The organism is Pseudomonas silesiensis, from assembly GCF_001661075.1.
Lineage (GTDB): Bacteria > Pseudomonadota > Gammaproteobacteria > Pseudomonadales > Pseudomonadaceae > Aquipseudomonas > Aquipseudomonas silesiensis.
In genome coordinates this window covers 4973592-4986777 of the sequence record NZ_CP014870.1, presented here as the reverse complement: position 1 = coordinate 4986777, position 13186 = coordinate 4973592, and the positions used below count along the sequence as shown (strand labels likewise).

General features: G+C 57.6%; 8 protein-coding genes and 1 pseudogene. 2 read left to right on the top strand and 7 right to left on the bottom strand.

The features are described from left to right. Positions 1 to 130 precede the first annotated feature (130 nt). From PMA3_RS22045 to speB, 3 genes are read right to left on the bottom strand one after another with little or no spacing between them, the layout of a single operon-like run. Positions 131 to 1633: a purine-cytosine permease family protein gene (locus PMA3_RS22045; protein ID WP_064679170.1), complete on the bottom strand. Its 1503-nt coding sequence runs from the start codon at positions 1631 to 1633 to the stop codon at positions 131 to 133. A gap of 54 nt (positions 1634 to 1687) precedes the next feature. Further along, positions 1688 to 2095 (bottom strand): YybH family protein, encoded by a 408-nt coding sequence (locus PMA3_RS22040; RefSeq protein ID WP_064679169.1) that lies wholly within the window; start codon positions 2093 to 2095, stop codon positions 1688 to 1690. A gap of 9 nt (positions 2096 to 2104) precedes the next feature. Next, positions 2105 to 3055 carry an agmatinase gene (speB, locus tag PMA3_RS22035; RefSeq protein ID WP_064679168.1) on the bottom strand — a complete coding sequence of 317 codons (951 nt, stop codon included), beginning with the start codon at positions 3053 to 3055 and terminating at the stop codon, positions 2105 to 2107. Positions 3056 to 3416: 361 nt separating this feature from the next. On the opposite strand from speB, the gene PMA3_RS22030 reads away from it, so the two are divergent. Next, positions 3417 to 4310 carry a LysR family transcriptional regulator gene (locus PMA3_RS22030; RefSeq protein ID WP_064679167.1) on the top strand — a complete coding sequence of 298 codons (894 nt, stop codon included), beginning with the start codon at positions 3417 to 3419 and terminating at the stop codon, positions 4308 to 4310. A 4-nt stretch (positions 4311 to 4314) separates the two neighbouring features. Beyond that, entirely contained in the window at positions 4315 to 4911 is a 597-nt protein-coding gene (locus tag PMA3_RS22025) for a tRNA-uridine aminocarboxypropyltransferase (protein WP_064679166.1), read from the top strand. A 26-nt stretch (positions 4912 to 4937) separates the two neighbouring features. On the opposite strand, the gene PMA3_RS22020 is transcribed toward PMA3_RS22025, so the two are convergent. From PMA3_RS22020 to PMA3_RS32350, 4 genes and pseudogenes are all read right to left on the bottom strand, one after another. Next, positions 4938 to 6296, bottom strand: coding sequence for a TolC family outer membrane protein (locus tag PMA3_RS22020; RefSeq protein ID WP_064680779.1), 1359 nt, complete (start codon positions 6294 to 6296; stop codon positions 4938 to 4940). A 577-nt stretch (positions 6297 to 6873) separates the two neighbouring features. Further along, positions 6874 to 8814 carry a cyclic di-GMP receptor LapD gene (gene lapD, locus PMA3_RS22015; RefSeq protein ID WP_064679165.1) on the bottom strand — a complete coding sequence of 647 codons (1941 nt, stop codon included), beginning with the start codon at positions 8812 to 8814 and terminating at the stop codon, positions 6874 to 6876. Positions 8815 to 8837: 23 nt separating this feature from the next. Further along, positions 8838 to 9544 (bottom strand): annotated as a pseudogene (lapG, locus tag PMA3_RS22010) (cysteine protease LapG). Positions 9545 to 9861: 317 nt separating this feature from the next. Beyond that, the gene (locus PMA3_RS32350) at positions 9862 to 13173 is read right to left on the bottom strand and encodes a fibronectin type III domain-containing protein (protein WP_109413300.1); all 3312 of its coding nucleotides are present in this window, start codon (positions 13171 to 13173) and stop codon (positions 9862 to 9864) included. Positions 13174 to 13186: the final 13 nt, after the last annotated feature.

The following is a 13186-nucleotide window of genomic DNA, read 5'->3' as shown; positions in this document are numbered from 1 at the left end:
GTCTCCGATTGTCTTTTTTATGGTGAGGCGAAAATCAATTTTTTGTGCAGGAGCGATGCTTGCTCGCGAAAAAAGCACCGCGGTCGGTCAGGTCGATCGCGTTATCGTTCTTCGCGGGCAAGCCTCGCTCCTACACCAACGCCGGTTTACCGAGCGAATCCGTGCCCTTGCTGCGTGAATCATTCGGGCCGAACACCGCGGCCGGTTCCGGGAACAGGCTCAACAACGCCAGGTACACCAGCGACGCCAGGCCCAGGGTCACCGGCAGGCTGATGTCGATGCCGCCGGCCAGATTCCCCAGCGGTCCGACAAACTGCCCCGGCAGGTTCACAAAGCACAAACCCACCAGTGCGCTCGGGATCCATGCCCCCAACCCACGCCAGTTCCAGCCATGGGTGAACCAGTAGCGACCGCCTTTCTCGCCGCGGGTGAACACCTGCAGGTCATCCGGGCAGTAGAAGCCGCGACGCACCAGCAGACCGATGATCATGATCACCATCCACGGGGTGGTGCAGGTAATGATCAACACGGCGAAGGTGGACACGCTCTGCACCAGGTTCGCGGCGAAGCGCCCGATGAAGATGAAGGCAATCGACATTACGCCGATCAGCAGCGTGGCCTTGACCCGCGACAGCACCCGTGGGAACACGCTGGACATGTCCAGCCCGGTGCCATAGAGCGAAGTGGTGCCGGTGGACATGCCGCCGATCACTGCAATGAGGCACACCGGCAGGAAGAACCAGCTCGGCGAGACCGCCAGCAGCCCGCCGACGTAGTTGTTGGCCGCGATGTAGTCCGGCGCCTTGATCGCCACGATGGTGGCGGTGGTCAGGCCGAACAGGAACGGGATGAAAGTGGCGATCTGCGAGATCACCACCGCCGCCATGATCCGGCGCTTGGAGGTGTCACGGGGAATGTAGCGCGACCAGTCGCCGAGGAACGCGCCGAAGGAAATCGGGTTGCTCATCGCCACCAGCGCTGCGCCGATGAAGGCCGCCCAGAAACCCGGTTGCCCCAGGCTGACGGTGCCGGCGTAGTTCACATCGAAAGGCCCGGCGAAGGCGAAGATGCCCAGCAGAAACAGCAGGCTGGCGCTCCACACTGCGATCTTGTTGACCCACAGCAGGAAGCGGAAGCCATAGATGCAAACCGTCAGCACCAGGATCGCGAACAGACCGTAGGCCAGGCCCAGGGTCAGGTCGGTTTCCGGAAGACCGATCAGGCGTTTGGCGCCACCGATCAGCGCATCTCCCGAACTCCACACCGAGAGCGAGAAGAACGCGATGGCGGTCAGCAACGACAGGAACGACCCGACGATCCGCCCGTGCACGCCGAAATGCGCACCGGAAGACACAGCGTTATTGGTGCCATTGAGCGGGCCGAACAGGCCCATGGGCGCGAGGATCAGCGAACCCAGCAGCACGCCGAGCACAATCGCCAGGACGCCGGCCTGGAATGACAGGCCGAACAGCACCGGGAAGCTGCCGAGCACGGCGGTGGCAAAGGTGTTGGAACCGCCGAAGATCATCCGGAACAAGTCCGTCGGGCCCGCGGTGCGTTCGTTGTCCGGGATCTGTTCGACCCCGTGGGTTTCAATTTGCGTAAGGCTTTGGTCGTTGTTGTTGTTATTCATGATCTGCTCCGATCATAAAGGCGCGCTCATCGTGCGTGAGCGTCACCTGTTTGGCTAAGGGGGTGGCAGCCCTTCCGGCATCGCGGACAAATGTTCGTGGCAGGCCAGCCATGGGCCTTGTTGTTGTCGGCGAAACACAATCGTCTCGCGCTCCTGGCTGAAGTGTTGCTCCCCTTGCATGCGCAGCTCGGTGGCCACGTCATGGATGAAGATCGCCACGTCACCCTGCAGGCTGACGAAGGCGTTGCTCGACGTGCATGAAAGCACCTCGAAGCCATCCTCGGTCCGCCAGCTGTCCCACAACGCCTGATAGGCATCGCGTGACAGCAGCGGCTGCTCGAGGGTGTAGAACACGAAGCTGGCATCAACGCTGAATGCGCCGAAGTAGGCTTCGCGATCGTTACGGGCAAAGGCGGCCACCAGATCGGCAGCGGCCTTGAGTACCTGGTCGCGTTCGTTCATGACCGATCCTCAGCGATGGGTCACGCCCGGCAGTACGCAGAGCATTTCGTACAGCAGGTTGGCGGCCAGCAGCGAGGTGTTGCCGGTGGTGTCGTACGCGGGCGAGACTTCTACCAGATCGCAGCCGATCAGGTCGAGGCCTTGGCAGCCGCGCACGATTTCAATCGCCTGAATGGTCGTCAGGCCACCGATTTCCGGGGTGCCGGTACCGGGCGCCCAGGCCGGGTCGATGCCGTCGATGTCGAAACTCAGGTACACCGGACCGCCACCGACTTTCTCGCGAACTTCGGCCATCAGCGGGGCCAGGGATTTGTGCCAGCACTCTTCGGCCTGTACCACACGGAAGCCTTGTTTGCGGCTCCAGTTGAAGTCTTCGGAGGTGTAGCCCTGGGCGCGCAGACCGATCTGCACCACGCGATCGCAGTCGATCAGGCCTTCTTCGGCGGCACGACGGAAGGTGGTGCCATGGGCGATTTTCTCGCCGAACATGTGATCGTTGACATCGGCGTGGGCATCGATGTGCACCAGGCCGACCTTGCCGTGCTTCTTGTGAATGGCACGCAGGATCGGCAGGGTGATGGTGTGGTCGCCGCCCAGGGTCAGCGGGATCACATTGTGTTCGAGAATATTGTCGTAGGACTCTTCGATGATCCGTACGGCGTCCAGCAGGTTAAAGGTGTTGATCGCCACGTCACCGATGTCGGCCACCGACAGCGAGTCGAACGGGGCAGCGCCGGTGGCCATGTTGTACGGGCGGATCATCACTGATTCGGCGCGGATTTCACGAGGCCCGAAACGGGTGCCGGGACGCAGGGAGGTGCCGATGTCCAGTGGGACGCCAACGAAGGCAGCATCCAGACCGGCAGCGGTTGGCACATGGGGGAGTCGCATCATGGTGGCGATGCCGCCGAAGCGCGGCATTTCGTTGCCGCCCAGTGGTTGGTGAAGAATCTTGTCCACGGGTAAGGCCTCATCGTCGTTGTTTTATTTATGTCGGTTGCTCCGCTCGGGGAGAGGCGGGCACCGCTGTGGGCCGATTCTGCGAAATGTAGTGGCCGGGAAGAATCGCTACGGGCAAATACTTAGTTCAGATTTTTCTAAACTAATGGCGACTGCGGAGATAGACTTCTCTCATATCCTGCGATGGGTCGATTTGTGCAATACCTGTGGGAGCGAGCTTGCTCGCGATGAGGGAGTGACAGTCAACATCAACATTGATTGACCCACCGCTATCGTCGGAACGCCGCCCGGAGCAAGCTTGCTCCCACAAGGTTTTGCATTGATACGAGCACTGCGCGTCACCCCGAGATCGGAGCCCCCCATGGCCAACGCTTTACCCGACCTGAAACTGTTGCGCATCTTCGTCAGCGTGGTCCGCCATCAGGGGTTCGCCAACGCCCAGCAGGAGCTCAACCTCTCGACCTCGGCCATCAGCACTTACATGAGCCAGCTCGAGGCCGCCCTCGGCCTGGTGCTGTGCCATCGCGGTCGCGGCGGCTTCAGCCTGACCAGCAAGGGTGAGCTGTTCCATCAGGAAACCTTGCGTCTGCTCGGCGAGCTTGAAGGTTTCGAGCAGTACGCCGCCGCCCTCAAGGGCGAACTGCGCGGTACATTGAACCTTGGGGTGATCGATTCCACCGTCAGCGACAAGGCCTTGCCGTTCGCCGAAGCCATCGGCGCCTACACCCAGGAGCACCCGGCCGTGCATTTGCACTTGTCGGTCATGAGCCCGTACGAACTGCAGCTCGGCGTGCAGGACAATCGCCTCGACCTGGCCATTGGCGCGTTCTCCACGCGCATGAGCGGGCTGGTCTACATGCCGCTGTACCGTGAGCAGCACTGGTTGTATTGCAGCAGTCGGCATCCGCTGTTCACCGAGCGACGTATTCCCGAGCAGGTCATCACCCAGCAGCGCATGGTCGGCCGAGGTTACTGGAGCCAGGCGGAACTGGCGCGCCACGGCTTCAAGCACAGCGCGGCGACCGTGGAGAGTATGGAAGCCCAGTTGATTCTGGTGCTCTCCGGCGCCTACATCGGTTATCTGCCGGAACACTACGCCCAGGCCTGGGCCGACAAGGGCGACTTGCGGGTGCTGCTGCCGGCGACCTTCGGTTATCAGGCGCCGTTTTCCATGATCGTGCGCCGTGGCCGCAGTCGCGAGCCGCTGATCCAGACCTTTCGCGACTTGCTTAAAGCACAACTGAATCAGGCTTGAGAAAATGTCCAGAATCCAATGCCCGCGCTGCCTGCGGCCACACAGTCACTGCCTGTGCCCGCTGATCCCGAGCATCGATAGCCGCACCCGCGTGTTGCTGTTGCAGCATCCCAGCGAGGTGAACCATGCGTTGAACACTGCGCGCCTGGCCGCGTTGGGCTTGAACAATGCCGAGTTGATCGTGGGCGAAGTGTTCGAGGATTTGCCGGCGTTGTTGAATCAATCGGGCTACCGGGCGCGGCTGTTGTTTCCTGCCGATGATGCGCAGCCGTTGCAGGCATACACCGAAACCGAGGAGCCGCTGTTGTTGGTGGTTCCGGACGGCACCTGGCGCAAGGCCCGCAAGATGTTGCACCTCAATCCATTGTTGGCGGGGTTGCCCAGAGTGACCCTGGCGGAGGGTGGCGTGTCCCGGTATCGGCTGCGCAAGGCGCCGGGGCCGGGAGCGTTGTCGACGGTGGAGGCGATCGTGCAGGCGTTGCAGATCCTGGAAGCGCCCGTCAGTTTTGAGCCGTTGTTAAAGCCGTTCGAAGCGTTGATCGAAGGGCAGATTGCGGCGATGGGGGAGGAGACCTTTCAGCGTAATCATGGGCCGAGATAATCATCGCCTGTGCGGGCCCCATCGCGCTATCTCAGTTCAGGCAGGCGAGCTTCGTTTTTCACTTCGGCCTGGGCGATCGCATCGGCGGGCAGCACCACACGCTGTTTGCTCAGCAACTGGCCCATGTTCGCCAGCACGCGGTACATCGAGTACTCCTCGACGTAGCGCACTTCGGTGTAGCGACGGTTGGCGTTGTACAGCTCGTTTTCACTGTCGAGTACATCGAGCAAGGTCCGTTGGCCAAGGCCGAACTGGTCCTGATAGGCAGCCCGAACCCGGGTGGTGGTCTCGGCGTATTCGCGGGCGGTCGGGGTTTGTTTCTTCGCATTGACCATGGCGTTCCACGCCAGGTGGATGTTCTCGTTGAGCTGGCGCAGGGCGTTGTTGCGGATATCCATCGCCTGATTGATCCGGTGCGCGTTGCCGGCCAGGCGGGCCTTGTCGCTGCCGCCGCGGAACAGGTTGTAGTTCATCACGATCCCGACGCGCCATTCGTTGTCGTGACCTTCCTCGCCTTGCACGTTGTTGTTCGCGCCCACCGCGGCTTCGGCATCGAAGCGCGGGTAAAACGGCGCCTTGGAGACTTCGTACTGGCTTTCGGCCGATTGCACATCGGCCTGGGCCGATTTCAGGTACGGGTTGTTATCCACCATGCTCTGCTGGGCGTCCGACAGGCTGGGGGGCAATTCGCCGCGGATCGACGGCAGCGTTTCCAGTTCATCGGGCATGCGGCCCACGACGGCGAAGAAGTTCGATTCGGCATCGGCCAGATCGACCTCGGCGGTGTCGAGGTTGTTCTCCGCCAGAGCCCGACGGGCGGTGGACTGATCGGCGTCGGCGTTGCTGCCGATACCGCGCTGGGTGCGCAGGCCGATCTGGTCGTTGACCCGCAGGTGCGCTTGCAGGTTGTTCTTGGCCAGGGTCACCAGTTCACGGCGCTTGAGCACTTCGAGGTAGACCTCGATGGTGCGCAGGGCCAGGTCCTGAGCGGTGCCCTGGGCATAATAGGCCCGGGCGTTGACCACGCCTTTGGTGCGCTCGACTTCATTGGCGGTATTGAAACCGTCGAAGAGCATCTGGCGCAGACGCAGTTCCGACTGGGTATAGGTGAGGATTTCCTTGTGATGATTGCCGAACGCCCTGGTGTTGGTGTTATCGCTGTACCCGCGCCCGTAGGCGGCATTCAGGTCAACCGATGGATAAAAGCCCCCTCTGGCGACTTTCACGTCTTCATCGGCCGAAAGGCGACTGTCCACCCGGGATGCCAGCTCCGGGTGAGTCGCAATGGTGCTCTGGATCGCTTCGGTCAATGACATCGCCTGCACCTGACCCGTACAGGCCAAGGCCAGAAGAATAGCGCTGCAAAGAGGGGTCAAAACGCGCATTTGCATATCCCTGAAGTCCTGGATGGCGCTGGTAAGTCGCCAAATACTTGACGACTTTTATCGTCCAAGCCGTCTTATGCTTGCATCAAAAAAGCTAAGAACATTCCAGAGCCGACCTAAGAAAGATTTCTCATAAAACCTATGCCAAAAAAAACTTATGCGGTTTGCAAAATCCAGCACATTGTTTGTTACGAAAACCCTTGATTCAGGAGCGTTAGGGCGCTTCTCAGGGCTAGAAGAATGTTCAATCCATTTATCGACATAGGGCGGGAAAGTGCTGGAAGGGGAGGGAGGCGTGACGGTTTCAGGGTGACGGTTTTTTGTCACTCTGGTGCTTCAACACCGTTACGCATTACTCGCAGGCAGGCTGTTGCGCAAGTGGACTCCGATGCCGTTGATTGCATCGGGTTAATCCCGTCCGCACAGGTTGCCTGCGAGTGACGCGCTTGGTTTCGCCACGATGGGCGGACGCCACTTACCGGATCCACCTCACCGGACTCACTGTGTGTGAACACCTCAGATCAACTGTGGGAGCGAGCCTGCTCGCGAAGAACGATGACTCGGTTCAATTGATGAATCACATCGGCTCCGGCGGCCCGATCAACCGTCCCATCACGCCAAACACCCCTAACTCCCTGATCACCTCCAGCTCGCCCTTGCTCTCGACCATTTCCGCAATCAGCGGCAAATCGATACTGTTCGTCGCCCGAAAAATCGCCTCGATGAACAGCCGCTTGTCTTGCTGTTCATCGATACCCCGAATGTAGACCCCGTCGATCTTCAGGTAAGCCAGCCCCAGTTGCGTGAGGTTGCCGATCTGGCTGAAGTTGCCGCCAAAATGCTGCAAGCCGATGCGGTAGCCGGTGTTGAGCAAACCATGGCTCAGACGCTGCAATTGCTCTGGAGGAGGCAGTTGGCGTTCGTCGATTTCCAGGGTCAGCAGTGGGGCCAGTTCAGGCAGCGATTCGAGCATGTCGAGGATTTTGTGCAGTTGCGCCGGATCGCGCAGGGTGCTGCCGGACAGGCTCAACGCCAGGGGCCAGCGGTTGATCAAGAGATAGTCGAGGGTGGCTTCGAGCATGACCAGGTCGAATCGTGCCGACCAGCCGAAACGTTCGATCCATGGCAGGAATTGTCCGGCGGCAATCGCCGTGCCGTGTGGGTCGAGCAGGCGCGCCAGGACTTTGTGATGCAACACCTGGCTGGTGTCGGCGCATTCTACGACGGGTTGAAAGTACAGCTTCAACTTGCCTTCGATCAGGGCCTCGTCGATCCAGGTTCGCCAGTCGTGTTGGGACGCGGCCGGCGCGCTATCGCTGAGGCTCGCGAGTATCCATGGCCGCTCGGGATGGAGCTGTGCCTGCGCCAGCGCCTGGTCCAGGCGCAAAAGCACATCACTGGCCGATTCGCCGGGCTTGAAGGCGACCATTCCCAGATGCGCCACGGGCATGCAATCGCTGGCGCCGGTCAGTCGCAGGTTTTCCAGAGTGGCGCTGATTTCGGCCACCAGGCGTGCGGCATCCTGGCGGTCCATACCCGGTGTCAGGAGGCTGAATTCGCCACCGCGATTACGCGCCGCGAGCCAGGTACGACGCTCCGGGACTTGAGTCAGACGCGTCAGCAATTCACCGACGGCGCTGATCAAGGCATTAGTGCGCTGGCCACCGAAGCGCTGGTTGAGGCCGACCAGATCGTTGATCCGCAGCATCAGCAAATGGCCGTCACTGCTCTGCTCGCCAACCAGCAAGTGGTCGGCCAGCCGTTCATCCAGCAAGCGCCGGTTGGCCAGGCCGGTCAGGCTGTCCTGATAGGACTGCACCCGCAGTTTTTCACTGCGGGTGGCCTCTTCGGTGAACAGCGCCTTGAGTTTCTCGACCATCTGGTTCATGGCCAGCACGACGCGTTTCAGTTCCGGTGTGCGCGGCAGTTTTGGCAGGCTGAGGAACTCGCGTTTACTGATGGCCTCGGCCTGTCTGACCATGGCCTCGAGCGGACGAAATTGCCGGCGCAACAACCAGCCACCGAATACCGCGCTGAGCAATCCGCACAACAACAACCAGATCAGGCTGCCCAGCGTGCTGTCCCAGAGTCTGGTCAGGGCGAACTTCGGATTGCTCAGCACTTCGACGCGCGCGGCCTGTTCCCAGCCGCGCATGATCAGTGCGTCGCCCCCCTGTGGCTGCAGGTTGACCAGACTGACAAACCAGGCGGGAACATCCTCGACCAATGCCGCAGCGCTGCGTTCAACCAGCACCTGTTCATTCTCGATATCGATGATCCGGATGCTGCTGAAATAACCGCTGTCGAAAATCGAACTGACCATCAACTGGATCATCGCCGGGTCGTTGATTTGCGCGGTCAGCGATAACCCCAGCGCCGTGGCGGTGTCCTGGGCGTGGGAGCGCAACTGACCAAGTATCTGTTCCCGGGAGCTTTCCAGGCCGACAAAAAAACTGCCGCTGAACGCCACCAGCAGGAACAGGCAAATGGCGAGAAACAATTGTTTGCGCAGTGACATGAACACGCTCCTTGCTGTGGCGACTAGCCGCTGCCCATGGCGAACCCTTCGGCTTGCATCTTTTTCAGCACATCTTGCCAGCGCGACAGGCTTTTCGGGTCGCGGCCGGGTTTGCCGCCGCTGGCTCCGGCAAGTACAGGCCTTCGGCATTGAAAGCGTACACCGGCAACAGGTCCTGGCGTTGGGAGGCGGGGCGGATTTCGCCAATCAGGTTGTCCAGGACCAGTGGATCGGCCGTGGGGCTGCTGTAGAAGGTCAGCACCATGTGCGCTTGATTCCGGCTCAAGGCTTTGACATAGGTTATACGCAGTTTTTCGCTGGGAATGCCCAAGTGACGCAGGCTGAAATACTTCGCCAGGGCATAGTCCTCGCAGTCGGCGGCACCCTTGATCAGGGATTCGACGGGCGAGGCCCAGTAATCGGCCTGGTGCCAGATGCGCGTATCGTTCTGAAAGGTCAGTTGCTGGTTGAAGAAGTGATTGACTGCGTTCAGTTGCTCGCGCACGGGTGCGTCGAGTTCGCTGTGCAGCATCTGGCTCCAGGCCTCGATCCGCCCCTGAGCCGGGCCGAGTGGCCCGTAGCGTTTTTCGGCGGTTTGCAGGATCAGCGCAAAATCGCGATCGGCCCGGATGCTGCCCGGTCCGGCCAACAGAAAACTGCCCAGCAGCAGCCATCCGCCGAGCCGAAGCCGGAACCTTGACCATCCTGGACTACGCCGGCGACGAGGCATGTCGGGCTGCTCGGGTGCAGATGGGAGAAGTCTAGGTGGTGTTTTCGGTGGAGGAGGGTAGATCGTTTGACTACGAGTTAGTTGGGGGATGGAAAGCACCTGCCTGGCTATGTGAAATGACGAGAGGTCGCGCCGAGCGTGGATGAAATTGGATCGATCAAAATGTTGGACAGCGATGGTAACAAGCAGGGTCGGTTATATCGAATAGCTACCAGCAAGGATCCTGGCGTAAGCCGCTCCCTTGAACATCCCTGCTGGTAGTACAACTGTATCAATCGAGGGGCGGTTCCCTCTGTACCTGTAAGACTCTTATCTTTTTATTGCGTGGCGCCTTCGGTCGCTATTTCGAAAACCAGAGGTTCTGCGGAGTAAGTGCTGGAAAGATCATAAGCGCTGACACTCACGAGGTATCGAGTGGCTGCTCTCAGTCCTAAAGCGTTCACTTGCAGCGCAGGGAAATCATAAGTCGTTGTGCCTCCCCCACCGATCATTGTAATAGTGGTTTTGTAGCTGAGCATCCTGACACCTGCGTCGACAGGCCTGTTCCAGGCAAAATCTACGCGGTTGCGTCCTACGTTCAGGACGCGGGGATTTGTCGGCGGGCCAAAAAGGCTTGTCTCGATCGCTAAAGGATCGCTGAGTGCAGAGCGGTTGCCTGCGGAATCGAGTGCCCGCACGGAAAATTTGTAGTTTGTCGCCGCGGTTAGATCAGTCGCAAGATAGCCAGGAGCATTTGATTCTGTTCGACCTATAACGACCTCATCCCTCAATATTTCGTAATGATTTATTCCTACATCATCAGTTGATCTATTCCATAGAAGCAAAGCAGTCTTGCTGGAAACGTTAGTGGCATTTAACGCTGACGGTTTGTCAGGTGGGGTTGTGTCAGATAATGTGCTAAAGATAAGCGTTGCTGGCTCTGATTCATTATTATCAGCGTCCAATGCAACAACTCTTAACGTGTAGGATTTACCTACGGTCAAGTCGGCTAAAGCGTACGTAGTATCAGTTACGGTGTCGAGAAGCGAAGCTTCGAGGTAGACTTTGTATCCTGTCACTGCAACGTTATCGGTCGACACATTCCAGTTAAATGTCGCATTTTTTAGTCCGACATTCCGTGCTTGAAGATTTCCGGGTTTTGTCGGGGGAGTTACGTCACGTGTTTGGAAATTCAGTATTGCTGGAGTGGATTGGTATCCCGCAGCATCGAGCGCTTTGATTTCGACCGTGTATGAGGTGGTTTCACTCAGATCTGTAAGAATCTGACGGGCACTGGTGATGTTTGCTGGAGGTTCGTTATTAGTGGAGAACGTATAGCCCGTCACTGCCGCATTGTCAGTGGACGCGGGCCAACTGATTGTTGCAGATGTGCCGGTGACATCGCTGGCAACGGGTGCGCCGGGCTGGGTGGGGGCAGTTTCGTCCAGGGTACGGAAACTAAAATAGGCTGGTTCAGAATGGTTTCCAGCAGCATCTTGCGCTGTGACCACGCCATTGAACAAGGTGAAATCATTCAAGCCGGTAAAAATATGACGGGTACCACTGGCAGTGACTGGAAGCGCGTTATTGATAGAGACCATATAGCCTGTAACTGATGTATTGTCGGTGGAAGCAGCCCATTCCACTGTTGCCGAAGAGCCACTCAGGTTCACAGGGCTTGGATTGACTGCCGGCGAAGATGGTGGAGTTGTGTCAGGCTTGAAAGCTACTCGAATGGAAGAAATTTTTCCATCAAGCTGTTGTGTGCCACCGCTACGGGAAACTTTGATATCCGCGTCTTCATAATGGTTTTCATAAGTACCAATGGTTTTTGGCCAAGTAATATTTCTCTTGACTTCAATCGTTGAGCAACCCTGATCGCAATTGCTGGATCCCCAATTGCCATAGACAGTAATCATTGTTCCCGCTCGGGCTGTGCTGAGGGTGGCAGATCGTGTTTCATCGTTATCACAGTCGCCGCCAAAATCGAACGTGGTGGCGTGGGTCAGCCCTACCGAGCACACGATATTCTGGCTGCCATTATTACCTTCGTGCAAAACAATGGCTGCTTCAGAAAATTCGGCTGGATGTGTTTCTATATGAATGCGCGATATTTTTCCGTCCAGGCCATTGTTATTGAAGTGGCGAACAGAGTAATCATCTGTGTTCTGTGTCCGTTCGAAGCTATTCACTACGATTCTTTCATTCAAGCCAATGTCACGTTTGACATCAATGATTGAATAGTCATCTTGTCGATTGCCTTCAGGGCTGTCATAGACGGTTAATCGAGAGCCACTGGCAATACCGCGAAGCACCAGCGAACGGGCCTCGTCGTTTTCACAGCCATGTGATGCCAGCTTTATGTTGTAATCCTGGCCGGCCGGGAGTACGCAGACAGTGTCTTGGTCGGTGTTTGCATTATTATCTTCGTAAAAATAGTATCCGCCATTATTGAGCGCCGCCGCATAAGGAATAGCATCCCCTACGTTGGAATAGTCGATAGCAATAAAATTAGGTACAAGTCGCTCGCCGGCAGTCGCCCTGCAGTAGCGTTCGACGCGGCGCTCCAGGTAAGTCAGGTTATTATCAATGTTGCCGGCGTCCGCTTCGGATTTCATCCATGCATGGATCTGGTTCATGACAAATAGCCGCTCCTTTCCGGCCATGGAGCCGGTTGCTTGCGATCGTTTCAGCGGAACGCCTGGATATGGCCTTTCCGGTATCGCCGGGATAGGGCAGCCTTCCGGTTCATTCGGGCCTGTACAAGGTTTTTCTGGTTCGGCGGGAACAACACCGGGTTTCCATCGCGTTTCGCATACCCAGTTGTGATCCAAGGCATTCGCACCGAGGTCATATGTATTCTGAATCTGAATATTTGCGTCGTTCAAAACCTCAAAGGTGGAACCGTTTATTGTGTATGCACCGTTCAAGTATCCAGCGGAAGTTATTATGATTCTTCGTCCGCTGGAAATGATTTCCCGCAGGGTAGGCCAACTATCCTTTTGTGAGAAAGCGGTTGGCTGAAATATCATGTTTTCAATGCCGGGAATCGCTTTCAGTTCGTTCACAAAGGCTTCCTTGTCAACGTACGCCTCCAGAATCAGAGTGACGACCTCATTGGGATGGCTTTTCAAGAAAGGAATAAATGTATTGTTCATCGCATCCGCAAATCTCGTCGTACCTTCGTGCGGGCAATAATGGTCAGCTCCTCCACTGCCGTGACACATGCCCACATAGGTTAAGAGTGGCGGTTTGTAAATGCGGTAAAGATCCAGCATAAATGCTCGTACTCCACGATCGAGCTGGCTCTGCATATTGTCCAGGTAAGCGTTGTGCGCAGTGACCCATGTATACTCATTGAATGGTTTGTCGTAGTTGGTAACGCCGGCCATTACGCCGAGTGTCGATTCAATTGCATTGGATTCGGTGTCTGGCCCGCTTTGGGTACTTTCAGGTGACGCGGCATTACTTGAAAGGGGAAGAAAAAACAGGCAGAAAAATAATGTATGGAGTGTTTGCGCCCGCCCAGATGGAGAACGATCGAGTGATTGGCTATGTGTTGTAATCGCCTTGAATTTAACAGTGAGTGTTAACCAGATACCCCGGAATCGGGTGAGGTTTTTCCGGCTTCTCTCGGAAGAACGGTACATGTCAATGCTCCTT

Coding starts and splice junctions, on each gene's coding strand:
- PMA3_RS32350 (WP_109413300.1), bottom strand. CDS start 13,173: ATGTACCGTTCTTCCGAGAGAAGCCGGAAAAACCTCACCCGATTCCGG.
- PMA3_RS22020 (WP_064680779.1), bottom strand. CDS start 6,296: ATGCGCGTTTTGACCCCTCTTTGCAGCGCTATTCTTCTGGCCTTGGCC.
- PMA3_RS22040 (WP_064679169.1), bottom strand. CDS start 2,095: ATGAACGAACGCGACCAGGTACTCAAGGCCGCTGCCGATCTGGTGGCC.
- PMA3_RS22045 (WP_064679170.1), bottom strand. CDS start 1,633: ATGAATAACAACAACAACGACCAAAGCCTTACGCAAATTGAAACCCAC.
- PMA3_RS22025 (WP_064679166.1), top strand. CDS start 4,315: ATGTCCAGAATCCAATGCCCGCGCTGCCTGCGGCCACACAGTCACTGC.
- PMA3_RS22030 (WP_064679167.1), top strand. CDS start 3,417: ATGGCCAACGCTTTACCCGACCTGAAACTGTTGCGCATCTTCGTCAGC.
- lapD (WP_064679165.1), bottom strand. CDS start 8,814: ATGTCACTGCGCAAACAATTGTTTCTCGCCATTTGCCTGTTCCTGCTG.